Consider the following 23,888-nt stretch of genomic DNA (forward strand, 5'->3'; position numbering starts at 1 on the left):
TGCGGACTTGCGGCTATTTCCTTTAAAGATCCATTTGCTCTTTCATTTGTATTAATATTTTTTTCTCCAGCCTAGAAACTTGAACTTGAGAAATCCCTAGCCTCGTTGCTACTTCGGATTGAGTCTGATCTTTATAATATCGTAAATAAACAATCAGACGCTCTCGTTCATCAAGCTCCCTAATAGCTTCCTGTAAAGCAATCTTATCAAACCATTTTCCTTCATTACCATCATCTATTTGATCCAGTAATGTAATGGGATCGCCATCATTTTCATAAACAGTTTCATGAATCGAGGATGGCGCTCTTGCAGCTTCTTGTGCGAGAACGATATCTTCTGGAGGTATCTCTAAAAACTCGGAAAGTTCCCCGACTGTTGGTGTTCTGCCATATTGCTTCGATAACTCGTCCTTCGCCTTTCGAATTTTATTACTTAATTCTTTTAACGATCTACTAACCTTTACCGTCCCATCATCACGGATAAATCGTTGAATTTCTCCGATAATCATTGGTACTGCATAGGTAGAAAATTTTACATCATAGCTTAAATCAAATTTATCAACTGATTTTAATAGCCCGATACATCCTATTTGAAATAAATCATCAGGATCATATCCCCTATTTAAAAATCTTTGCACGACTGACCAAACAAGACGCATATTTTTCTGAACGATAGTATCTCTTGCTGATTGATCTCCATCTTGGCTTCGCTTTATTAAGTCCTTGACTTCATGGTCTTTTAGATACGTTTCCTTCTTATCTTTCTTTACCTCCACATCCATAGACGATTCTCCTTAATTGCTTAGCATTTTGCTTTTCATTAAATGCTTACGCAGACGAATCTCTGTTCCGCTATCTGGACTTGACTGAATTTCGATTTCATCCATAAAATTTTCCATGATGGTAAATCCCATACCAGATCGTTCAAGCTCTGGTTTTGTCGTAAATAATGGCTGTCTTGCTTCCTCTACATCGAAAATTCCTTTCCCTTCATCTCTGATGGTTAAATCAATGTATGAATCTTCTAATATAACAGAAATATAAACAATTCCATTCGGATCATTTTCATAACCGTGGATAATGCAGTTAGTCACTGCTTCTGAAACAACTGTTTTAATTTCCGTTAATTCATCCATTGTTGGATCTAACTGTGTAATAAATGCAGCAACCGTTACACGTGCAAATGATTCATTCTGGCTGAGTGCGCTAAATTGAATGTGCATTTCGTTTCTCATCTTAAGCTACCCCCAATCGTTGTAGGGCAAATTCTTCATTTGTTTCCAGCTTCATAATTTTAAACATGCCAGACATATCAAATAAACGCTGAACGCTTGGGGAGATAGCACAAATGACCATTTCTCCTCCAAGCTGTTTAATTTGCTTATATCTTCCCAATATAACTCCTAAGCCAGAACTATCCATAAACGTTAAATGTTCAAGATTTAACACGATATGACGAATACTATAGCTCTCGATTGCAGTTGTTGCTTTTGTCCGTAATTCTTCTGCATAGTGATGATCCAATTCCCCAGATAGGCGTATACAAAGTACATTATTTTTTATTTCCAACTCAATATTAAGACTCACTAGAATAGCCTCCTTATTTGGTTTAAAGAAACTATTCTAGGTTTTCATGCAATTTCCTTCTCCACAGACAAAACTAGTGTTCTTTCGCTAAAAACAGAAGGAATATAAATGAATTCGACAAAAGAAATAAAACTATTCTGTTTTTGTAAACATTCCTGCAGAGCGTTTAAATAATGTCCACCATTTTGCTGATTTCACTTCTTTTTGTGCTACCAACGGACTTGTCACAAGGGTTTTCCCGTCTTTTTTATAGGATATTTTTCCAATTTCCTGCCCTTTTTCAATTGGAGCTTTTAATTTTTTATTCATCGTAATTTCCTTCTCTAATTTATCGATTTGCTCCCCTTTTTTCGTTAAGATAGAAATTGGTTCGCTCGTAACGGCTGTCACTTCTTTCTCTGATCCTTTGCTTACTTTTACTTTACCAATCGCTTCTTCTCGTTTATGCAAAGGATGTGTTTCATATTGACTAAATGCATAATCCAGCATTTTTGTTACTTGAGCATTTCTTTCTTTCGAGGTTGGCGCACCGAAAACAACTGCAATTACACGCATTCCATTTTTCATAGCAGTTGCGGTTAAACAATATTTTGCTTCAGCTGTAAATCCTGTTTTTAATCCGTCCACGCCTGGATAAAACTTCACAAGACGGTTTGTGTTAACTAGCCAAAACTTCTTATCAGTATCTTCTCTTAAATAATCTTCATATGTGCCAGTAAATTTCGTTATATCTTCATATTTAAGCAATTCCTTTGCCATTAATGCCATATCTTTTGCAGAACTGTAATGATCTGTTACTGGAAGTCCTGTCACATTTTGAAACTTGGTGCTTTCTAAGCCTAATTCTTTTGCTTTTTCGTTCATTAATCGAACAAACTCTTCTTCAGATCCTGCTAATCTTTCCGCAACTGCTACAGCTGCATCATTTCCAGATCCAATGGCAATTCCTTTTAACATTTGCTCGGTTGTCATCTCTTCCCCAGGTTCAAGGAAAATTTGTGAGCCTCCCATAGATGCCGCATGCTCACTTGTACGTATTTTCTCATCTAACTTTAATTTTCCTTGATCAATTGCTTCCATGATCAGAAGCATCGTCATTATTTTTGTCATACTGGCAGGAGGAAGTTTTTCCTCGCTGTTTTTTTCATACATAATAGTCCCTGTATCTCGATCAATTAAAATGGCTGATTTTACATTTTCAACTAATTCTTGCTTTTTCTCAGCAGCTAAAGTGCCCGGTGCCAAAATTGATGTCATAAAACAGGTAATGATTAACAATGATATGATGCGTTTCATCTATTGACCCTCCATTCTATATAGCATCCATTTTTTCCAAAAAAAACAAGTTTATACAGCCAATGAAGAATATTCATGAAATAATTTGAATAGCACTAAAGGAAGATGGAATGTTTCATGCATTTCATAGGTATCGTTAGGCTAGTTTACTGATCTAGGTTATAATGAATAGAGTTCAAAGGAGGATAACAATTGATTCATTTAAAGACACCTGAGCAAATTGAAAAAATGAGAAAAGCAGGAGAAATTCTTGCTGATTGTCATAAAGAAATTAAAAAGTTAATCAAACCAGGCATTACTACGGAAGAAATCGATGCATTTGCGGAAAACTTTATTTTACAAAGAGGAGCCACTCCAGAACAAAAGGGCTATCACGGTTATCCTTTTGCAACTTGTGCATCTATTAATGATGTAATCTGTCATGGTTTTCCTTCCAAAAGCCCCTTAAAAGATGGAGATATTGTTACGATAGATATGGTAGTAAACTTAGATGGATGGCTTGCTGATTCCGCCTGGTCTTATGCGGTTGGGAATATCTCCGAAGAGGCAAAAAACTTATTAAAAACAACCGAAGAGGCATTATACAAAGGGATAGAACAAGCGGTCATTGGAAACAAAGTAGGAGATATCTCCCATGCCATTCAAACGTTCGCTGAAGCAAAAGGTTATGGGGTAGTGCGAGATTTTGTAGGACATGCGATTGGCAGAGAAATGCACGAACTCCCACAAATCCCTCACTATGGTCCTCCACACGTTGGGACACCTCTTAAAGAGGGGATGGTTATTACCATTGAACCAATGCTAAATATCGGTATGTATCATGCCAAGGTTGATTTGGATGGATGGACAGCACGAACTGTTGATGGCAGCCTTTCTGCGCAATATGAACATACCTTAGCCATTACAGCTAATGGACCAGTAATCTTAACGAAACAATAAGGGGAAACACCCAATGGCAGATTGCAAGCCATTGGGTGTCTTTTTGTTGTCCTGAAAATATTTATATATTAAATACAAAAAAATGAACTTTTTAAACGATAAAATACTCTTATAAGCGAGAGGTGAAGACATGAATGATGAACAACTTGTACAGAAGGCAAAAAAGCGGAATAAAAAAGCCTTGCTTCAATTAGTGATGCAGCAAAAAGACGATTATTATCGTCTAGCATATTCCTATATGGGGAATTCTCATGATGCGATGGATGCAATGGAAGAAATGATCATCATCTTATATGAGAAAATTGCTCAGCTCGAAAAAATTGAATCTTTCTATAGCTGGAGTAAAACTATCTTAGTGAATATTTGTAAGGGGAAATTAAAAAAGGAACGTAGAGAAATAGTTATGGATGACTTAGAGCAGCACAATCTTTTACATACAACCGATCCCTATAAATATTCAGTGGAAACACTAGACATTGTACAATTATTAACAAAATTACCCCCAGTCCAAGCGGAAGCAATCAAGCTAAAGTACTTTCACGATTTCGATAATGAGACGATTGCCAGCATCATGAAAGTATCTACCGGCACAGTAAAATCCAGAATACACAATGGCTTAAAACGATTAAAGAAGATGTATGGAGGGGAAGACAAGTGGAATCTTTAGAGGATAAACTACTAGAGGAAAAAAAGAAAATCGCAGAAATAACAGCTCCGCCAGAATTAGAACAGCGACTAAGCAAAGCACTTTTTGATAAAAAAACAAACTCTCCTAACCTAAAGAGATGGGTTCCCTTATCTGCTGCTGTAATAATTCTATTAATTTTTATGACGTATCAATCAAGTGCATTGGCTTATTACGGCAAAAAACTGTTAGGATTCGATACCATTATGAATCAATCCTTAAAAGATTTAAATGAAAAAGGATTTGGGCAAAATATTGAGAAGTCCTATCTATTAGAAAATGGTACTGTATTAACAATCAATGGACTTATGTCCGATGAAAATAGATTGGTTGTTTATATTACATTAGAAAATGATAAAGGCTTGCCAAATGATCTAGATCACATTTTTTCACCAAGGAACATTACTGGCTTTTTTACAAATGCAAAAATGAATAGCTCCGTTTTTGAAAAAAATGATGACAAAACAAAAATCACGGGAATATTAAATTTTGATCCCATTAATGCTTTTTCGAAAAAGCTCCAGCTGCACTATGTTTACTGGAAAGATGATGAAACAATGGAAGGTACAACTGATATCTCCTTTCCCTATAATCATAAGGAAGCATTACAAACAAAAATGAAGCAATCTATTAATAAAAAATGGAATGTAGATAAAGGTACTATTCATTTTAAAAGAATCACAGCTACTCCTACACAAACGGTTATAGAAGGCACGTTTCATGTCGACAATTATGACCGGCTCAATCATGGTTTTAATGGAGTAGAGCTAGTCGCAAATGGTCAGCCTCTCTCCCAAGAAGGCTATACTACTTCTTCATCCATTAACAAAAACAATACATTTTCGATTGAATATGATGGCCTTCCAGAAGATATCCATTCACTCGAAATTCTCATGAAAGACTTTATCGGTTATAAATCGATAAATAAATCCATTGCGCTTACAGGGAAAGAAGAAAATAGAGTAATACCATTAGAGAATGATGAAGTAACTATAAAGAACATCCAGTTAAATGATATGCTATCAATAAGTATCTCCTCGAGTGATTCTGTTTTATTAGATAAAGTAAGTATTATCAATGAAGAGCAAGAAAGAATTCCTTTAAAAACAACAACCAATCACCAGTTGATAACTAACAAGGATGGAACAATTAATAATGAGCGATCATTGCTATTTAACACAAAATCTCGACCGCTGGAACTGCATATTGGCGGATTGCATTATGTGAAAGAATACAATAAAACTTTAGCTATTCCTCTTCAATAAAGAAAGCAAAAGACTCACAAATGATCAGCTATTAGCTTCAATCGTGAGTCTTTTCTTCTTATTCTGTAATTATTTCATAAATTAGCGTAGGAGCTTTTACTTCATTTGGTGAAAGCTTAATATTTTCATCCAATTTTTTTATTACATCGTCTACTTCTTCAGTATTGCTATAAATCGTAACGAGTGATTCGCCAGCCTCCACTTTATCTCCTATTTTCTTGCGTAAAACTAAGCCTACCGCTAGATCAATTTCTGACTCTTTTGTTGCTCGGCCAGCTCCTAATAACATAGCAGCGGTCCCAATGCTGTCAGCTGTTATTTCTGCGACATAGCCTGATTCTTTTGCTGGAAGCTCCGTAATAAATTTAGCTTTAGGTAATAAATCTGTTTGATCCACAACAGAAGCATCTCCACCTTGGGAACTTAAGAAAATTTTGAACGTTTCGAGCGCTTTGCCATTATCTATTACCTCTTGCAGCATTTCTCTCGCTCTATCCGTTGATTCTGCCTTTCCAGCTAAATAGACCATATGACTGCCTAAAGTTAAACATAGTTCCGTCAAATCTTCTGGTCCATGCCCCTTTAATGTATCAATTGCCTCTTTTACTTCTAGTGCATTTCCGATTGCATATCCTAAAGGCTGACTCATATCAGAAATAACAGCCATTGTTTTCCTGCCCACATTATTCCCTATTTGCACCATTGCTTCAGCAAGCTCTCTAGATGCATCCAATGTTTTCATAAATGCTCCAGCACCTGTTTTCACATCTAAGCAAATGGCATCTGCACCTGCTGCAATTTTCTTACTCATGATACTGCTGGCAATCAATGGAATACTGTTAACAGTCGCGGTTACATCTCGTAAGGCATATAACTTCTTATCAGCAGGAGTGAGGTTCCCACTTTGTCCAATAACCGCTAATTTATTCTTATTTACTAGGTCAATAAACTCCTCTTTTTCTATTTCCACATGGAAACCTTTTACTGATTCTAATTTATCGATGGTTCCACCAGTATGACCGAGTCCTCTTCCACTCATTTTCGCCACTGGAACACCTACTGATGCCACTAATGGTCCCAATACTAATGTGGTAGTATCGCCAACTCCCCCAGTTGAATGTTTATCCACTTTAATTCCTTCAATGGCAGATAAATCAATGACATCTCCTGAATGAACCATTGCCATTGTTAATTCAGCACGTTCAGCTGCTGTCATATCTTGAAAAAACACAGCCATACTAAATGCACTCATTTGATAATCAGGAATCGTTCCATCTGTATAGCCTTTAATAATAAAAGAGATTTCTTCTTTGGATAATTCTAAACCGTTCCTTTTCTTCTCAATTAAATCGACCATTCTGAATGCCATAATTTGAATTCTCCTTCATATGTATGGAATTTTTTTCTTTAAAATTGCAAAAATTCAAGTCAAATTACTGCTTTTTTTAATTTTTTGATTTATGTAAACGGTGTAAAAATATATCTATCTAAAGAGTTACCGGTAAATCAGTAACTCTTTAGGATGAAAACTTCATTATGCACCTATATGTTTAATTAGCTCTTTCACATATTGCAGGAAATTTGCTTTTACCTTTTCTGTTGTTTCGATTACTTCTTCATGATTCAGTGGTTGATCTAGAATACCTGCAGCCATATTAGAAATACAAGAAATCCCTAATACTTTCAGACCTGCATGACGAGCGACTATTACTTCCGGAACAGTCGACATCCCCACTGCATCGCCGCCTAATACGCGAAGCATTCTTACTTCTGCTGGCGTTTCATATGATGGACCTGTGTTTCCCACATAGACACCCTCCTGAATACTCAGTCCAATACTGCTTGCGACCTTGCGTGCTGTTTCACGCAGATTTCTGCAATATGCTTCTGACATATCAGGGAATCTCACCCCTAACTTACTGTCATTTGGTCCGATTAATGGATTGGTGCCCATATTATTAATATGATCAGAGATTAGCATTAAATCACCAGGTGCAAAGTTTTCATTCACCCCGCCTGCAGCATTGGTTACAATTAATTTTTCTACTCCTAATTCCTTCATAACGCGAACCGGGAAAGTTACTTTATCAAATGTATACCCTTCATAAAAGTGGAAACGACCTTGCATTGCTACCACTTCGATTCCCTTAATTGTACCGAATACAAGTTGTCCAGCGTGACCTTCTACTGTTGATACCGGAAATTCTGGAATTTCTTCATAAGGTATTTTTACTGGATTTTCGATTTCCCCTGCAAGAACGCCTAAGCCTGAGCCAAGAATTAAACCAATTTTAGGTGTTTTCGCATATTTTTGTTTTAAAAAATCAGCTGATTGCTTAATCATCGTATAATTCATTTTTTATTCCCCTTATATTAAGTCATTTAAGAAGCTTGTGCCATGCTTTGGCATCTTTACGCTGAAATTATCTGCTACTGTTGCTCCAATATCAGCAAACGTTTTACGTAGCGGCAGCTCTTTCGGTTCCTTTAATGATTTGCTATATACTAATAATGGTACATACTCTCTTGTGTGATCTGTTCCATGATGGATCGGATCATTTCCATGATCAGCGGTAATGATTAATAAATCATCTTCCTTCAGTAATTCCAATACTTCTGGCAGTCTAGCATCATACTCTTCTAATGCCTTTCCATAGCCAATTGGGTCTCTTCTATGTCCAAATAAAGCATCAAAATCTACTAAATTTAAGAAGCTTAAACCTGTAAAATCCATTTTTAGTGTGTCAACTAGTTTGTCCATCCCATCCATATTGGAGACGGTTCTCAATGATTTTGTCACACCTTCTCCATCATAAATATCAGAGATTTTTCCAATAGCAATACTCTCAATTTGATTATCTTTCAATTCATTCATTACAGTTCGATCAAATGGCTTTAGAGCATAGTCATGACGATTTGCAGTACGTTTAAAGTCGCCTGGCTCGCCAATAAATGGTCTAGCAATAATACGACCAACCATATATTTCTCATCGAGTGTCAATTCTCTTGCTAATTCACAAATACGATACAATTCATCTAAAGGAACAATGTCTTCATGTGCAGCAATTTGCAGCACAGAATCTGCTGATGTGTAGACGATTAAAGCACCAGTCTTCATATGCTCTTCGCCTAGCTCATCTAGAATTTCTGTTCCACTAGCTGGTTTATTTCCAATGATCTTGCGTCCAGATTTTTCTTCGATTTCATTTAATAGTTCATCTGGGAATCCTTCCGGAAATACACGGAATGGTGTCGCAATGTTTAGACCCATTATCTCCCAGTGTCCAGTCATGGTATCTTTTCCGTTTGATGCTTCTTGCATTTTTGTATAATAAGCAATTGGAGTATCAGCCCGCTCAACACCAGCAATTTCCTCAATATTACTAAGACCTAATTTCGCCATGTTCGGCATATGAAGACCATTCATTCTTTGAGCAATATGCCCTAATGTATGTGCTCCTTCATCATTAAATTTTTTCGCATCAGGTGCCTCGCCAATCCCTACAGAATCCATTACAATTAGGAAAACACGATTATATTTATATGTAGACATCTTTTTCCTCCTTTTACCATTTCATTTAACCCTATTTTGTCCTACTATATGTATCTTTATTAACCATAAAAATTATAGCATAATCGTCAGAAGTCTGACATCTTTTTCAAAATTGTTATCTTTCACTTTGGAAAAATAAAAATTGTTTTCTATTTTCTTCTTCATTATACCTTTTTTCATATAAAAAGAAAAAAGAACACTGTTCAAGTTTGCTGACAGTGTCTTTTTCTCCTTACTATTTACCCTTTTAAATAAAAACTATCTCCCGCCCACTAGGCACGAGGATGAAATTGACTATATACATCTTTCAATCTAGTTTTTGTTACATGGGTGTATATTTGAGTTGTTGAGATATCAGCATGACCGAGCATTTCCTGCACCGCTCTTAAATCAGCACCATTTTCTAATAAATGAGTTGCAAACGAATGTCTTAATGTGTGCGGTGTTATTTCTTTTTCAATATGGGCTTCCTTCCCTAAACGCTTTAAAATTTTCCAAAAGCCTTGTCTTGTTAATCGATTGCCATGGTGATTTAGAAACAAGGAATGCTCCGTGGATTTCTTTTGGTTTAAAAATGTTGGTCTCCCTTGATGCAAATAATCCTTCAATGCCCTCGTAGCTGCTCCGCCAATAGGGATGATTCTTTCTTTGTTCCCTTTTCCGATACAGCGGATAAACCCCATTGTAAGATGAACATCATCCATATTTAAATTGATCAACTCACTCACACGGATTCCTGTTGCATAGAGAAGCTCAAGCATCGCTTTATCTCTGAGTCCATAATGGTCATTTTTATGAGGAAAATCAAGCAGTGCTTCTACTTCCTCCATGGATAGAACTTTAGGCAATGTTCTTTCTGCCTGCGGTGTTTCAATATGTACAGTTGGATCCTCTTCAAGCACACGATCCCGGAATAAAAATTGATGAAATGCACGAATAGATGCTATATGTCGTGCGATTGTTTTAGAGGACTTTCCTTGGTCCTTTAAAAAACCTAAAAAGCGAATAATGTGGGAACGCTGTATTTCTTTGAGATTACATTGTTCTACATTTTTCATATATTTTATATAGCTTTTTAAGTCTCTTTCATATGATACAAGTGTATTACTCGCTAAACCCTTTTCCACTAATAAATAATGTATAAAATCTTTTAATTGATCTTCCATAGGACTATTCCCCATTTAAGTAAAACAGGAATATTCGATCCCTCCATGAATATTTTTCTGTTTCCAGACTATTATCTGCATTCACCTTGATGGCAGAACCTGATGGCTCATCATAGCGATGTAGTTGTTGATATTCTTGATTAAACCAAACGATTGCATAATAAAAAAGAATCGTACATCCTGTAAATAGGAGAAATACTTTTAGTGTATTTATAATTGCTTTTGTCCATCTCATCCAAAATCCCTCCATAACTTCTATAATACAAGCTATGCCAGATTGGACATTTAATATACCTAATGGACCTATTATTCTTATTATAATAGAAATAAATATTATTTAAAGCGTTAAATTCCCCCTTCGTTTTCATTTGATATCCTATGAATATGTGATAAAGGTAACATTCCTTCTTTGAATTAGTAAATAACAAAAATAAAAAACCTTCTCAACTGAAAAGGTTTATTCTGCGGATGAAACATCCTCGTTTTTTTCCGTGCAACGATGACAAATACCATGAAATGTTAGACGATGATCTTTAATTTTAAAATTCCAGTCACGCTCTACTAATTTCTCTACATCTCCTAGTAAATCTTCTTGAATTTCATCCACTGCTCCACATTCAATACATACTAAATGGTGATGAAAGTGGGCTGCACCTTCTTGTCTCAAATCATACCTAGAAACACCGTCACCAAAATTTATTTTATCAACAATTTTCAATTCCGTAAGTAGTTCAAGTGTGCGATATACGGTTGCCAATCCAATTTCAGGAGATTTCTCTTTAACGAGTAAGTAAACATCTTCTGCACTGAGATGGTCTTCTTCATTTTCTAATAATACTCGAACTGTTGCTTCCCTTTGGGGAGTTAATTTATAGCTCGAAGAATGCAACAGCTTTTTTATTCTATCTATTCTACTTTCCATTCCGAAAGTCCCTCCCTAGCCACTGTCCATCTCATTATAACAGAAGTAGGAAAAGAATCCTAATAAAAATTATTATAAATAACAATTAATAATAATTATTAATTTATAATGACTATCAACGATAATGAATGAAGCAGCACCCCTCCATTAAAAAGGGATAGTAATAATAATAGATTGTACCATATTAATGACAGCTTTCATTAATAATGGCGAAATATATGCCTCTACTGCAGCAGCAATGCCGATTACTATAAAGGCCATTATTAGAAGAATAGTATATCTAGCAAACAGCGGCAGCATTGGTTCTCCCTTTTTCTTCATAAACTGCTGGCGAATCATTTTAAAAGAGAATGCTACTGATAGTGTAGCAGAAATTATAAAAATTGGAATAACAATTAGATTTTGCGGCAGAACCGACACAAATGATAGTAGAAATCCATGCCATCCCATTTGATTTACTAAAAAGCCAACTGTGAAACCAACTACCATTCCTTTAATAAATAGTAGAATTAAAATAATAGGCAATCCTATGATCGAAATACCTAACAGCCAAATAAAACCAATATACTTACTATTATGCGAAAAGCTTTGAAAAAACAAATCTTTGCTGTCCGCTACTTGTCCATTCGAAACCTGTCCAAAAAACTGTGTTAAATAATAATAGAGATCTTCCTTTTGGGAGAGAGACAAACTATTCACTACAATTGCACCAAAAATAACCCCCATTAAAAACAATACAATGATAAATAAGTAAATTGAGGAATGATCGCGTATATGATTCACTAGGATATTCTGATATTTTTTCTTTTTCATTGCCTTTCCTCCCGCCAAGTCTGTTAGTTAATGTTTATGCAAAAAAAAAGGGCATATGACTATAAATCTATTATTAATAGAAATGAAAAAATAATCAGATTATTATATTATTGATTATAGAGATAGATAGATTAACAAATTGAGGTGAGTGTTTTGAAACCAGTATTAATCGATTTACCAGAAACGATCGAAACAGAAAGGCTAGTCATACGCCCCTGTATGCCAGGAGATGGCAAAGATGTATATGAAAGCATTCAGCGGTCAAAAGAAGACTTTAAACCTTGGATGAGTTTTGCCAATCAGGAGCAAACACTAGAAGAAGTGGAAGCAGGCGTACGAGAATCATATGCCAAATATATTTTAAGAGAAGATATTCGATTACATATTTATTTAAAAGCAACAAATGAATTTATTGGATCAACCGGTCTACATTCAATCGATTGGAAAGTCCGCGTGTTTGAAATTGGCTATTGGTGTGATTCAGCTCATACAGGAAAAGGCTATATTACCGAAAGTACAAAAGCATTAATAAAGTTCGCACAAAGTACTCTTGAGGCTAATCGTATTGAGATACGAGTAGATTCCACCAACATGAAAAGCCGTGCTATCCCAGAAAAACTCGGCTTCTCATTAGATGGAATTTTGAAAAATGAGACACTAAGTGCCGATACAGAAGAACTAAGAGATATTTGTCTTTATTCTTTGACATAATGAAGAAATCCCACAAATGATTATGTGGGATTTTTGATATTACTTATCTACTCTGACCTTGCCGTATTTGCCGCCCCCGCCAACTTGCAAGTCTACCATTCCCGTTCTTGCTGCAACAATATAATCTGCCACTTTCTTTGGCACAATCTCCACTAGTTTTTCATAGGGGGCTTCATGAATGATTTGCATTTCAGTAGAAAAATAATCGAGTAATTTTTGCAGCGTTTTTTTTCCTAATCCAGGTATATATTCTAACGGTATTTGATGAATATACGGAGGTCTACTAGGTGCACTGGCTGCATCTTTTAAATCGCTAATCCTTGCTGCCACCCCTTTTACCCATTTATGACTTCCGCATTCTGTGCAGATCCCTGTCGTTTCCGAGAATGGAGCATAGCATTTCATGCAAACTGTTTCGTGATATTTACCTAATTTCGGATCTAATCCATAATTGGCAATGATTTTTCTACCGTCTTCTTGATGAAGTACTTTTGCAAATTCAGCAAAAGAAGCGTCCTCCATTTCCATGACCTGATATTCCCGAGCCATTTTTTCTAAAGAATGAGCATCAGAATTGGTTATAAATGAAAAAGAATGTAATTCTGCGATTTGGTCTGCCATCTCGGTATCAGAACTCAAACCAAGCTCAATCCCATCAATCATTTTCTCGTCAAAAACTTCTTTAAAGGAACGATTAACTCCGCTACCATATAAACTTTTAAACGGTGTGAAGACATGGGCAGGAACGAATAGTCCATTTAATTCCTTTACTTTATACTGTAATTCTTTTCCACTGATATAAAGGCGCTGCGAGCTTAATGTTACATTTTTCATATGGTGAGAAATCCAATTAGAAAATTCCCTCATTTTAGCCAACGTCGGTAGATAGCATAGCACATGAATAGGACCCTTACAGAAAGAATCATATATTTCGAGCTCTGAGCCAAGAATAATCGTGATTTCTTCCATTCTCACCCCACCATCGGCTAATTCCAGCATCTTCCCTTGTGCTATTAACTCCTCCATTTCCAATATTACCTCAGGAGAATGGCAATCAATGATCCCAATCATATCAAGACCTTTTTGCTTACTGGCATATTCTATGATTGCCGTTAAAGTTAAGTTTCTTGATGCTGTTATTTTTACCGGTTTCCCGCTCTTTGTTCTACCAATATGGATATGTAAATCAGTGTAATACGAATTCATTTTTACTCCTTTAAATTTGCAATTTGTAAATATTGTACCCCAAAAATCGTTTTAGCATCAAAAATACGCTTTTCTTTGATAAATTCCAATGCCTCCTCTAGTGAAATTTCTAATACATTCACAAACTCATCTTCATCAAGTCCTGCTGCATTTTCTTTTTGCTTTAATCCTTTTGCCACATATACATGAATAATTTCATCAGCAAATCCTGGGGAAGTATAGAATGAGCTTACCAATTCTAGAGTTTCACATTCATATCCCGTCTCTTCTTCTAACTCTCTTCTAGCACAAAGAGCTGGTTCTTCGCCTTTTTCTAATTTCCCAGCAGGAATCTCCACAATTACTTTTTCAAGCGGCTTTCTATATTGTTCTACCATAACTAGTTTATTATCATCCGTTATCGCTATTACAGCAACCGCGCCTGGATGCTTTACAAGTTCTCGCGTGGACGTTTTCCCATTCGGCAATTCGACCTCATCCACTTGAACTTGAATGATTCTCCCGCTATAAATATGCTCTGTTTTTAATGTTTTTTCTTCCAATGTACTCATTTGACACACTCCTGTTCTATTAAGCCAAAGCTCTGACATATAGATTATTATACTTCATTTCTGTTCAATGGAAAGGATTGGGGGAAGCTTTTGAAAGTATATATCCAGGAAAAAGGAATTATTTTATCAGGAAAGGCTTGGGAAATCCGCTATATTCTTAAAAAATACCAAACGGAATTTACTTATGTAAAAGATTGGATAAACGCAAATGCTGACAGCTCTCAAAAATAAGCCATATTCTTTGTGAATAAACAGCATCTTTCGTACAATAAGAGATATCTTTAATGGAGAGGTGTTTAATTTTGCAAAAGTCTCAATTAGGCAATTCTAACTTATTTGTTTCCAAATTAGGTCTAGGCTGTATGAGTCTCGGTACCGAAGAAAAAACTGCTTTCCCAATTTTAGAAGCAGCACTTGAAGAAGGAATTAATTATTTTGACACAGCGGATCTATATGATCAAGGGAAAAATGAGCAATTGCTCGGTCAGTTTTTCAAGAATAATCGCGAAGATGTCATTCTTGCTACAAAGGTAGGCAATAAGTGGGAAGAAGGACAAGAAGGCTGGGTTTGGGATGCAAGTAAAGCCTATATTAAAGAACAAGTAAAACAAAGCCTAAAGCGCCTTGGCACAGATTATATTGATTTATATCAGCTGCACGGAGGCACGATGGAAGATCCAATAGAGGAAACGATTGAGGCATTTGAAGAATTAAAAGAAGAAGGAATTATTCATTATTATGGTATTTCCTCCATTCGTCCCAATGTCATTCGCGAATATGTGAAACGTTCTTCAATTGTTTCTGTCATGATGCAATACAGCATTTTGGACAGACGTCCTGAGGAAGAAGCACTGCCATTACTTGCCGAAAACAATATTAGTGTTGTCACTCGCGGACCGGTTGCAAAAGGTCTTTTAAGTCCTAAATATCGCGAAAAACTATCGGAGAAAGGCTATTTAGATTATTCTCGAGAAGAATTGACAGAAGTATTACAAACACTGGAACAGAAATTCTTAGATAATCGTACACTTACAGAGGCTGCCGTGCAATATAATTTAGCTCATCCCGCTGTCGCTAGCATCATCGCAGGAGCAAGCTCAGCAGAACAGCTTCGCGCTAACGCAAAAGCAGTTAACAGTGCCCCTCTATCTGCGGATGAAATAGCATTCATCAAAAAGATTTCCAAAGCATCTGTTTATGAAGCACACCGTTAATTAGGATAGGTGTTTATTTCGGAGCTTGTTCCCCGAATGGTTCATGGAATTTTTCTATGAACCATTTTTTATGATAGATGAATGCCGATTTTACTTATTGTTTTTGTAGGCGGGGCTCATCTTGGTTATGAACGCTAGTTTTGAGCTCTGTCTCTTGAATAATGGTTTTCATCTTGCCTATGAACACCTTTTTTCTACTCTATCTATTGAATAGTTGTTTTCATCTCGAATATGAACACCTTTTTTGGGCTCTATCTATTGAATAGTTGTTTTCATCTTGCTTATGAACACCTTTTTTTGGGCTCTGTGTCTTGAAAAGCGGTGTTCATCTTGGTTATGAACGATGATTTTAACACCAATATATTATTCTTATCGAAATAACACCTTAACTAAATAGTAGAAACGAGGAATCACTTTGAAATACATAGAATTTGGTATAGGCAACAAATGGCTTATACGAACAGAAACAGAATTACAAGATGGAACAGAGTTTGAGGAAAAAGGAATAAAGAGACCTATTAAATTTCAATCATTATATACTAGAATTTGGGTTGGAAAAACAGTGCTTATTATCGACTCAAAAGAAGGATTTAAAAAAGCTACTAAAAATAGAAAATCCTTCAAATTAATACTTGGAATAAAAAGCCTCTAAAAGTTTATTTAACCTTCCTTAATCTCCAAAAGGAAAAGCTCTCTCCAATCGCGAATATAATATCGTAGTTAAAAAGCTACTACTATTCTTGTTTAAAGGGGTTTTTCGATTGAATCAAGCATTATTAATTATTGATGTACAACAAGAGCTGGTTGAAGGAAACGCAGAAGCAAAAGGGGTCTATAACAAACAAGGTTTATTAGAATCAATCAATTTAGTAATAAAGAAAGCTATTGAATCAGGGATAGAGATCATTTTTGTAAGAGATAAAGATGTTGCAGGAGGAAAAGGACCTGGATTTGACATTCACTCCGATATAAATGTCCCTCGCGAAGTTAAAACCAATGCGTTCTATGGAACAGGTTTATTAGAGTATCTACAGGAAAAAGAAATGCACCATCTTGTTATTATGGGTTGCGAAACTCCTTATTGTATTGATACAGCGGTCCGAACAGCAACGGTTAATCATATAGATGTCACGCTAGTTGGGGATGGCCATTCCACAACTGATTCTTCTATCCTTTCTGCCGAGACCATTATAAAACATCACAATACAATATTACATGGCCATTATAATGTCGATCATTTTTCCATAGTTCGCAATGCTGCCGAGGATTTGTTTACACCTACTCATGATACATATCGATAATTTTCTCGCAAGAATAATCTAAAATTCCTAAACAAAAGTCATCTTAAAAATGGCTTTTGTTTAGCTAATTTCATTAATCACTCCCGATCTCCCAAGCACTTCTCAGTAAACCAATACCCTCTTCCATTTCTGTGTCTGTTAATCCCCCATACCCTAAAATTACTTTTGGATTACCTGTATAGCGTTTCTCAAAGTAATACAAGGAAAGTGGATATACCTTAACTCCAAAGATCAATGCCTTTTCTATTAATTGTGTTTCTGTCCACTCAGTATGAACTTCTAAAACAATATGAAGGCCAGCATTTTCTCCAATCACTTTTACAAATCCACCTAAATGATGTTGAATCGTTTGCAGTAATACTTGGCGCTTCTTTCGATATAATGTTCTCATTTTATTTAAATGACTATTCCAATGGCCCTCTTTAATAAAACGATATAAAGTGTCTTGGTGCATGCGAGAAACAGTCTGTTTATACACGGTAAAATGCTTCCTATATGTAGAATATAAAGAATTCGGGAGGACAGCAAAGCTTATGCGCAGAGATGGAATTAAGGATTTTGAGAAGGTTCCTAGATAAATAATCCGATTGTTCTTATCTAGTCCTTGAAGTGCCGGAATCGGCTTTCCTTTATAGCGATACTCCCCATCATAATCATCTTCTATTATATAACCGCCGTTTTTTTCTGCCCATTTAAGCAATTCTAATCGACGTGTAATAGGCATAATCATTCCATAAGGAAACTGATGAGAAGGCGTTACATAAGCAATATTTGCTTTACTCTCATTCAATTGCGAAACATTCATGCCATTGTCATCAACCGAAATTGGTAAAACTTTAATCCCCATATCTTGAAAAACTACTCTAATTCGATGATAGCCCGGATTTTCAAGGGCGTATGTTTTATCCCTTCCGATCAATAAACCAATTAACCCAATTAGCATTTGCGTACCTGCACCTAGAATAATGTGGTCGGGATGACAGTTTACGCCTCTTGTCGCATATAAGTGTTTAGCAATCTGCTCTCTTAAATTAAATTCCCCTTGTGGATCTCCATTCGAAAACCAGAAGTTTTGATCTTCATATATCGATTGCATAGAAAGTTTTCTCCAAGTAGTATAGGGAAAATAGCTACTATCGACATTTCCTGAATTAAAGTCTATTTTCACAGGCTTTTCCTGTTCCACCTTTTGCTTTTCCTTATTCTCTTCTGTATCGAACCGATTTCGAAATTCTTCATCAATAGTTAATACAAATAATCCTTTTCGCGGAATACTTTCCACATATCCTTCTGCACAAAGTTGGTCATAGGCCGATTGGACTGTGTTTAAACTAATTTGCAAATGTTCCGCCAGCTTTCTTTTCGATGGCAATTTTTCATTCGGTGAAATATGTTTATTCATAATTTCTTGTTTAATAAAATTCGCTAACTGCATATAAAGGGGCTTTCCACTATCCTTCTGTAAAATTGGTGTTAATTCTAGCATTAGTATCCACTCCTTCCCTTCAGCTGATACCTTTAAAAAGAACAATTCTGGCACTTTAGATTATACCAGATTGCCATTACATTAGAGATAGAAAGGGAGGATTGGATATGTTAAATGACCAATTACTTATTAAAGAATTAACTTCTGAAGCAGAATGGGAAAAAGCTTTTCCTGTTATGAAACAATTGAGAACGCAATTAAATTTGGATACTTATCTTACATTAGTGTCAGAGTCTGTTCAAAAAGAAGACTACCGTTTGATTGCACTTTATAATCAGAATGAAATTGTCGCCCTTTGTGGGTTTATGCCTATGATAACCTTGTATAACGGCAAATTCATCTGGGTATGCGAATTAATTACAGACAGCAAGCATCGGTCGAAAGGATATGGAAAGGTATTATTAAACTATGTTCATGAGTGGGCTGTCGCTAATGACTATCCTATCGTGTCTTTATCCTCTGGTTTACAGCGAATCGATGCCCATCGCTTTTATGAAGAGAAAATGGAATATGATAAAGTAAGCTATGTTTATCTGAAAAAAATCTAATGGAAAGTAAAAGAGACATTTGCTGCTTAAGGAAATGTCTCTTTTATCGTTACTAAAAAAACACTCATAAATAACTAGTATCCTTTTAATATATTGTATTACTATTAAAAAAGGAATTATTTAAGCTTTTAACAAATTATAATAACAGGAGGGATTACAATGATAAATGGACTCAATCACTTGTTATTTTCTGTTTCTAATTTAGAAAAATCTATTCTTTTTTACCAACAGGTTTTTGATGCAAAATTGCTAGTAAAAGGTCGTTCTACCGCCTATTTTGATTTAAGTGGAATATGGTTAGCCTTAAACGAAGAGAAAGAGATTCCAAGAAACGAGATTCACCATTCTTATACACATATTGCCTTTTCGATAGAGGAAGCTGACTATGATAAAACATTAAAAAAATTAGAGCACCTTAATGTTTCCCTTCTCGATGGCAGAGAAAGAGATAAAAAGATAAAAAATCAATCTATTTTACTGATCCTGATGGCCATAAATTCGAATTTCATACCGGAACATTAAGTGACCGCATCCATTACTATAAAACCGAAAAACCACATATGACTTTTTATGAATGACCTATACAGGGATTAACCATTAATTTAAGAATCATGCAGTAAGTCAGAGGAAAAAATAATAAAAAACTGATCATCAAACCCTTACGCTTCTATCACTTTTACATAAGCACCTTTCTTCGCTTTTTGCAAAGCTGCATGATTCATCCCTTGAATTTTTTGCGAAAGGCTTGAAGCACTTATTAGTTTATTTCGGCAGAAAATTAATGGGTCAATAAGTCGAACCTTATTCTTTAAATGGATATCAAAATCCTCTTCATCTTCGATTACTTTCACACTGGGATGGAGCTTATTCCATAGCATTTGGAGCTCCACATTCTTGGCTGTACTTATTTTATGAATTAACTCCTTATCCTCCCCTAAAAAATCGGAAAATTGTATGATGCTATGAGCTAAAGCTGCTTTTAAAACTTTTGTTAACTGGTCATATCCATAAATATTTAATGGATGCATGAAAAAATCGATGACCTCTTTGTAATAGGTTTCAACAAACCATTCTGCCGAATCGACATGTTGTAAACACATTTTCCCTTCAACTATTACAACATTTTCTAAAAACCCCTCTACTTCCTTTAACGATATTTTTCCATATGTATACATATCCCGTAATGTATAGTCCACACGATCGGCACATAATTCTGGTGCAGGCTGCTCCAAAATCGTCCATTTAGAATCGTCTCCGATTATTTTCTCATAGTCATAATGATATTTTTCTAAGATTATCGGTATTTCAGAATCCTTTATCACAGAAAGAAATATTTCCTCATGATAATTCTCATTCTGTTTATCTAAGACAAAGTCAATAATATGGGAAAAGGCAGTATGAGACACATCATGCAATAAACCAGCAATTTGTTCCTCTATCGAACCTCCAAGCTTTCGGATTAAAAGCATAACCCCAATTGAATGCTCATAGCGCGTTACATTCCAGTTTTCATTTACTAAATAACTTGCTCCACCTTGATGAATTCCTTTTAATCGCTGGATTAGCTTACTTTCTATTAATTCTATTAAAACTTTTTCTATCTCAAAATTCCCGTACAGTTTATCAGATATTAGCAAAATTATTCTCCCTCTTATTAAATGTAAAAATACAACTTTTTTCGAAAAATTACATACACTTCCAATAATTGTATAGTAAAGTATACATATAAAGTTTCATCCTCTCATGTTTTCAAAAAGTGAATTTATGAAAAGCAAATCTGAAAGGAGTATGAATGTGCATCAGAAAATCAGAGAAAAACAAAGTAATAAAAGCAGCTTTTTAGGTGTGCTATCGATTCTTTTTCCTATTGTCCTTGGACTATTGATTCTTAATTTTTTTACAGACATCATTCCGTTGGAGAAAATTCAAGGATTACCTGTTCTTATGCCGCTCTTTTTGTGTCCATTTGGAGCAGTCATCGGCTTTTTAGGGTATAAACGGAATAGAGATACCTTATCACTAGTAGGTATAATTGCCAATGTAGTATTGTTTTTGTTCCCTATTTTTTACCATATACTAGGCACGCTTATAATGGGACATTAATATAAATTTACGAAAACCACTTGAAGTTTAGTGGTTTTTATTTGCTTTTTTGTTCAGCCTCACCCACTAACCTTATCTCCATCTGCATTAAACATAGTAGTGACAGAATGATGTTTATATAAGGGAAACTGATGAAGCCACATATAGCCATCATCAAGGATACACACAACTTTCTGATCATACCTTTTTGTTACTGACTCCACTACCTTTATTGAATGAAAGAGCGCCAAATATCCTGTAAACTCTTCCGTCTTCATAAACGTTTGAGCATATTGCTTTTCTATTATCCGTTTCCAGTTTTTATGATTACCAAATCTTCTTTTTACCGGCATACATATAAATGTCAACACAAATATGTACATTTTCGCTCGTTTAAGGATGTACAAAATCACTCGTTTTCTTGCACTAAATGATCCTTTAAACGATAGGAATTTCCCACCATTGTCACAACCTTCGCATGGTGTAAGATGCGATCTAAGATGGCATTTGCCAGCTTAGGCTCCTGAAATACTTCATCCCATGCCTTAAAGTTTACGTTCGTTGTTAAGATCGTACTGCGCTTTTCATATCGCATGTCAATCAGTTGGAAAAATAATTTCGCATCTTCTTGATCAATTGGCAAATAACCAATCTCATCAATGATTAATAGTTTATATTTTGTATAATGTTTTAGACGAGTTTCTAAGCGGTTCTCCAATCGTGCTCGTCTTAAATTCTGAATTAAATCATGGCATTTAATGAAATAGGTACTTGTTCTTTTCTTTGCTGCCGCAATCCCTATGGCGGTGGCCAAGTGTGTTTTGCCAACACCACTTGGTCCTAAGAAAACAATATTCTCGTTCTCTTCAATAAAGCGAAAGGTTAGAAAATCTTGAATCTGTTGCTGATTGACTGAGGTTTGGAAAGTGAAATCAAAATCTTTTATTTCTTTCATATGTGGAAATGCAGCCACCTTTACCATCGACTGCGTCATATTTTGTTCTCGCACATCAATTTCATAGTTGGTTAACTTGATTAACGTATCAATAAATGACAGCTGGTTCTGGACTCCGAAATCAATTACTTCATTTAAATGTAGAGTCATTTGCTTCAGCTTTAGATACTCTAGGTTTCTTAATAATTGTTGATAATTAGTGGATAGATTCATTATTTATACACTTCTCCAATCGTTGCTAGATTTTTCTTTGCCAAATCATCGATTTCCGGATAGTTATAGTAAGGGGCTGAAACAGCCAAACCTGCTTTATAATGTGCTTCCTGATAATTTAGCTTCGCTTTGCTGATTGGATGCTGTGCAATAAGTTTCATGTTATAATAAATCCATAAGTTGTTATCATACACTTGTAAACCTACTTTCTTTCCTTGATATTCTGGTGGTACGGAATACTGGTTTGATTTGTAGGAGATCATGTTGGATGCATTGACTTTTACTTGTGTGTGCTTAATGCGATAGGAATCTCTTACTTTATCAGTTGGTAGCTGGAGTAAGTGGTTCCTTTCTTTTTTATATTCAATCATTGGTATTCTTCCTGTCCCTTGGTGAATCTGGTGATTCACTCTGTTGGCTAACTCTTGTATAAATTGATGCAGTTCCTCTAAAGAGAATTGTCCTTGATAGGCATGAATTTCGTCTAACAATTTCATTGTCGTTTCGACTTTTCCCTTTGTCCTTGGTCTGCCAGCGATACAGGCTTTCACTTTAAAGCCAAAGTCTTTTGCGAATTGCTCAAACTTTGCATTCACTTTACCCGGATAATGTTCCGTTCTTGCTTCATCCATCACTGTTTTCATATTATCCGTAAGGAGTTCCTCAGGAACACCGCCAAACGTTTCAAAAGCTTCTGTTAGAAAGGAAAACAGCGTACTTTGTGACTTGGAAATACTCAAGTGGAATACTCGCAATCTTGAAGTAGATAGAATAAGCGCAGCTACATTGATCTCGACCTGCTCGCCATCTTTTGTTTCATATTGAATATTTTCCTTCCAATCTAATTGAGCTTGTTTACCTGGCGGAGTTTCATAGCGAACCGTCCCCTTCGGAGAAGCAATACGTTTGTCCTCCACAAAGTAAGCATTAAATTCAGGTATTCGAGCGATATAGGCTCGAAAGGTCGAAGCACCACAGTCTAAACCGTGATTATCCTTTAAGTACTGCCAAAGCACCCGCCGATAATAAAACACCTGTTTAGAATCCTCAGATAAAAGAGCAGCGATCACTTCATAATATTCATCAATTTTTGAGGACTTTTTTCTTGTCCTCTTGGGGACAAAACCATTTAGATATTTCTCAACTGTTCGTCGATCTACTCCAAGTTCTTCAGCCAATTTACTCTTATTAATTTTCATTTTCATATGCTCCATTATTTGTTTGAATTTTGGTAAGTCTGAAAGACTATTAATCTCAAAATTAACATCGACATTTAATGATATATACATGACTAGTCACCTCAAGACTAGTATGTAAAATGAAAGCAAATTTGTACATATTTATCCAAGCATTATTGTACATATTTAAAATAGCATTTCTAGCATACACCCCCATC

General features: G+C 35.6%; 28 protein-coding genes and 1 pseudogene. 11 read left to right on the forward strand and 18 right to left on the reverse strand.

The window, feature by feature from the left end:
* Window positions 1–22 precede the first annotated feature (22 nt).
* The 4 genes from sigF to NSQ92_RS12950 form a co-directional block, all read right to left on the reverse strand.
* Window positions 23–781: an RNA polymerase sporulation sigma factor SigF gene (gene sigF / locus NSQ92_RS12935; protein ID WP_061798315.1), complete on the reverse strand. Its 759-nt coding sequence runs from the start codon at window positions 779–781 to the stop codon at window positions 23–25.
* Window positions 782–793: 12 nt separating this feature from the next.
* Complete coding sequence (spoIIAB, locus tag NSQ92_RS12940) at window positions 794–1,234, reverse strand: anti-sigma F factor (RefSeq protein ID WP_047940317.1); 441 nt, start codon at window positions 1,232–1,234, stop codon at window positions 794–796.
* 1 nt (window position 1,235) lies between these two features.
* Window positions 1,236–1,586, reverse strand: coding sequence for an anti-sigma F factor antagonist (gene spoIIAA, locus NSQ92_RS12945; protein ID WP_047940316.1), 351 nt, complete (start codon window positions 1,584–1,586; stop codon window positions 1,236–1,238).
* A gap of 132 nt (window positions 1,587–1,718) precedes the next feature.
* Window positions 1,719–2,882: a D-alanyl-D-alanine carboxypeptidase family protein gene (locus NSQ92_RS12950; protein WP_095259124.1), complete on the reverse strand. Its 1,164-nt coding sequence runs from the start codon at window positions 2,880–2,882 to the stop codon at window positions 1,719–1,721.
* A gap of 192 nt (window positions 2,883–3,074) precedes the next feature.
* On the opposite strand from NSQ92_RS12950, the gene map reads away from it, so the two are divergent.
* From map to NSQ92_RS12965, 3 genes are all read left to right on the forward strand, one after another.
* Complete coding sequence (gene map / locus NSQ92_RS12955) at window positions 3,075–3,821, forward strand: type I methionyl aminopeptidase (RefSeq protein WP_095259125.1); 747 nt, start codon at window positions 3,075–3,077, stop codon at window positions 3,819–3,821.
* A 130-nt stretch (window positions 3,822–3,951) separates the two neighbouring features.
* Window positions 3,952–4,488, forward strand: coding sequence for an RNA polymerase sigma factor (locus NSQ92_RS12960; RefSeq protein WP_061798334.1), 537 nt, complete (start codon window positions 3,952–3,954; stop codon window positions 4,486–4,488).
* Window positions 4,476–5,771, forward strand: a complete 1,296-nt coding sequence (locus tag NSQ92_RS12965) for a DUF4179 domain-containing protein (protein WP_061798340.1) — start codon at window positions 4,476–4,478, stop codon at window positions 5,769–5,771. The genes NSQ92_RS12960 and NSQ92_RS12965 overlap by 13 nt, the downstream gene beginning before the upstream one ends.
* Before the next feature lie 58 nt (window positions 5,772–5,829).
* On the opposite strand, the gene NSQ92_RS12970 is transcribed toward NSQ92_RS12965, so the two are convergent.
* The 7 genes from NSQ92_RS12970 to spoIIM form a co-directional block, all read right to left on the reverse strand.
* Entirely contained in the window at window positions 5,830–7,140 is a 1,311-nt protein-coding gene (locus tag NSQ92_RS12970; protein ID WP_095259126.1) for a pyrimidine-nucleoside phosphorylase, read from the reverse strand.
* A gap of 165 nt (window positions 7,141–7,305) precedes the next feature.
* Window positions 7,306–8,127, reverse strand: a complete 822-nt coding sequence (locus NSQ92_RS12975) for a purine-nucleoside phosphorylase (protein WP_047940310.1) — start codon at window positions 8,125–8,127, stop codon at window positions 7,306–7,308.
* A gap of 12 nt (window positions 8,128–8,139) precedes the next feature.
* The gene (gene deoB / locus NSQ92_RS12980) at window positions 8,140–9,324 is read right to left on the reverse strand and encodes a phosphopentomutase (protein WP_047940309.1); all 1,185 of its coding nucleotides are present in this window, start codon (window positions 9,322–9,324) and stop codon (window positions 8,140–8,142) included.
* Between the two features lie 272 nt (window positions 9,325–9,596).
* Window positions 9,597–10,490, reverse strand: a complete 894-nt coding sequence (gene xerD, locus NSQ92_RS12985) for a site-specific tyrosine recombinase XerD (protein WP_047940679.1) — start codon at window positions 10,488–10,490, stop codon at window positions 9,597–9,599.
* Window positions 10,491–10,494: 4 nt separating this feature from the next.
* Window positions 10,495–10,725, reverse strand: coding sequence for a YqzK family protein (locus tag NSQ92_RS12990; RefSeq protein ID WP_047940308.1), 231 nt, complete (start codon window positions 10,723–10,725; stop codon window positions 10,495–10,497).
* Between the two features lie 222 nt (window positions 10,726–10,947).
* On the reverse strand, window positions 10,948–11,412 hold the full coding sequence (gene fur, locus NSQ92_RS12995) for a ferric iron uptake transcriptional regulator (protein ID WP_047940307.1): 465 nt from the start codon (window positions 11,410–11,412) through the stop codon (window positions 10,948–10,950).
* Window positions 11,413–11,559: 147 nt separating this feature from the next.
* A complete protein-coding gene (spoIIM, locus tag NSQ92_RS13000; protein WP_047940306.1) occupies window positions 11,560–12,225 on the reverse strand; it encodes a stage II sporulation protein M in 666 nt (221 codons plus the stop codon).
* 153 nt (window positions 12,226–12,378) lie between these two features.
* Here spoIIM and NSQ92_RS13005 point away from each other — a divergent pair, with 153 nt between their 5' ends.
* A complete protein-coding gene (locus NSQ92_RS13005) occupies window positions 12,379–12,936 on the forward strand; it encodes a GNAT family N-acetyltransferase (RefSeq protein ID WP_095320847.1) in 558 nt (185 codons plus the stop codon).
* Between the two features lie 39 nt (window positions 12,937–12,975).
* On the opposite strand, the gene NSQ92_RS13010 is transcribed toward NSQ92_RS13005, so the two are convergent.
* Both NSQ92_RS13010 and NSQ92_RS13015 read right to left on the reverse strand, forming a co-directional pair.
* Window positions 12,976–14,142 (reverse strand): endonuclease Q family protein, encoded by a 1,167-nt coding sequence (locus NSQ92_RS13010; protein WP_047940304.1) that lies wholly within the window; start codon window positions 14,140–14,142, stop codon window positions 12,976–12,978.
* A gap of 2 nt (window positions 14,143–14,144) precedes the next feature.
* Window positions 14,145–14,693 (reverse strand): NUDIX domain-containing protein, encoded by a 549-nt coding sequence (locus NSQ92_RS13015; RefSeq protein ID WP_095320846.1) that lies wholly within the window; start codon window positions 14,691–14,693, stop codon window positions 14,145–14,147.
* 90 nt (window positions 14,694–14,783) lie between these two features.
* Between NSQ92_RS13015 and mciZ the strand changes: the two genes are divergently transcribed.
* The 4 genes from mciZ (at window position 14,784) to NSQ92_RS13035 (ending at window position 17,208) form a co-directional block, all read left to right on the forward strand.
* Window positions 14,784–14,924 carry a Z-ring formation inhibitor MciZ gene (gene mciZ / locus NSQ92_RS13020; RefSeq protein WP_047940302.1) on the forward strand — a complete coding sequence of 47 codons (141 nt, stop codon included), beginning with the start codon at window positions 14,784–14,786 and terminating at the stop codon, window positions 14,922–14,924.
* A gap of 71 nt (window positions 14,925–14,995) precedes the next feature.
* Window positions 14,996–15,907, forward strand: a complete 912-nt coding sequence (locus NSQ92_RS13025; protein WP_095320845.1) for an aldo/keto reductase — start codon at window positions 14,996–14,998, stop codon at window positions 15,905–15,907.
* A gap of 415 nt (window positions 15,908–16,322) precedes the next feature.
* Window positions 16,323–16,559 (forward strand): DUF3977 family protein, encoded by a 237-nt coding sequence (locus NSQ92_RS13030; RefSeq protein WP_047940300.1) that lies wholly within the window; start codon window positions 16,323–16,325, stop codon window positions 16,557–16,559.
* Between the two features lie 109 nt (window positions 16,560–16,668).
* Window positions 16,669–17,208 carry an isochorismatase family protein gene (locus tag NSQ92_RS13035; protein WP_341152834.1) on the forward strand — a complete coding sequence of 180 codons (540 nt, stop codon included), beginning with the start codon at window positions 16,669–16,671 and terminating at the stop codon, window positions 17,206–17,208.
* A gap of 73 nt (window positions 17,209–17,281) precedes the next feature.
* Here NSQ92_RS13035 and pdxR read toward each other — a convergent pair whose 3' ends face one another.
* Window positions 17,282–18,694, reverse strand: a complete 1,413-nt coding sequence (gene pdxR, locus NSQ92_RS13040; RefSeq protein ID WP_341152835.1) for a MocR-like pyridoxine biosynthesis transcription factor PdxR — start codon at window positions 18,692–18,694, stop codon at window positions 17,282–17,284.
* A 107-nt stretch (window positions 18,695–18,801) separates the two neighbouring features.
* Between pdxR and NSQ92_RS13045 the strand changes: the two genes are divergently transcribed.
* Window positions 18,802–19,242: a GNAT family N-acetyltransferase gene (locus tag NSQ92_RS13045; protein WP_047940297.1), complete on the forward strand. Its 441-nt coding sequence runs from the start codon at window positions 18,802–18,804 to the stop codon at window positions 19,240–19,242.
* Between the two features lie 159 nt (window positions 19,243–19,401).
* Window positions 19,402–19,820 (forward strand): annotated as a pseudogene (gene fosB, locus NSQ92_RS13050) (metallothiol transferase FosB).
* Window positions 19,821–19,901: 81 nt separating this feature from the next.
* Here the strand turns inward: fosB and NSQ92_RS13055 are convergent.
* Window positions 19,902–20,879, reverse strand: a complete 978-nt coding sequence (locus tag NSQ92_RS13055) for an HD domain-containing protein (RefSeq protein WP_095320842.1) — start codon at window positions 20,877–20,879, stop codon at window positions 19,902–19,904.
* A 157-nt stretch (window positions 20,880–21,036) separates the two neighbouring features.
* Here NSQ92_RS13055 and NSQ92_RS13060 point away from each other — a divergent pair, with 157 nt between their 5' ends.
* Window positions 21,037–21,345, forward strand: coding sequence for a hypothetical protein (locus tag NSQ92_RS13060; RefSeq protein WP_235850599.1), 309 nt, complete (start codon window positions 21,037–21,039; stop codon window positions 21,343–21,345).
* Between the two features lie 59 nt (window positions 21,346–21,404).
* On the opposite strand, the gene NSQ92_RS13065 is transcribed toward NSQ92_RS13060, so the two are convergent.
* From NSQ92_RS13065 to istA, 3 genes are read right to left on the reverse strand one after another with little or no spacing between them, the layout of a single operon-like run.
* On the reverse strand, window positions 21,405–21,707 hold the full coding sequence (locus NSQ92_RS13065; protein WP_341152836.1) for a hypothetical protein: 303 nt from the start codon (window positions 21,705–21,707) through the stop codon (window positions 21,405–21,407).
* Between the two features lie 26 nt (window positions 21,708–21,733).
* On the reverse strand, window positions 21,734–22,492 hold the full coding sequence (istB, locus tag NSQ92_RS13070) for an IS21-like element helper ATPase IstB (RefSeq protein ID WP_061801337.1): 759 nt from the start codon (window positions 22,490–22,492) through the stop codon (window positions 21,734–21,736).
* The gene (gene istA, locus NSQ92_RS13075; protein WP_061801336.1) at window positions 22,492–23,781 is read right to left on the reverse strand and encodes an IS21 family transposase; all 1,290 of its coding nucleotides are present in this window, start codon (window positions 23,779–23,781) and stop codon (window positions 22,492–22,494) included. Before istA ends, istB begins: the two co-directional genes overlap by 1 nt.
* Between the last annotated feature and the right edge of the window lie 107 nt (window positions 23,782–23,888).

This window comes from Niallia sp. FSL M8-0099, from assembly GCF_038006945.1.
GTDB classification, from domain to species: Bacteria; Bacillota; Bacilli; order Bacillales; family Cytobacillaceae; genus Niallia; species Niallia circulans.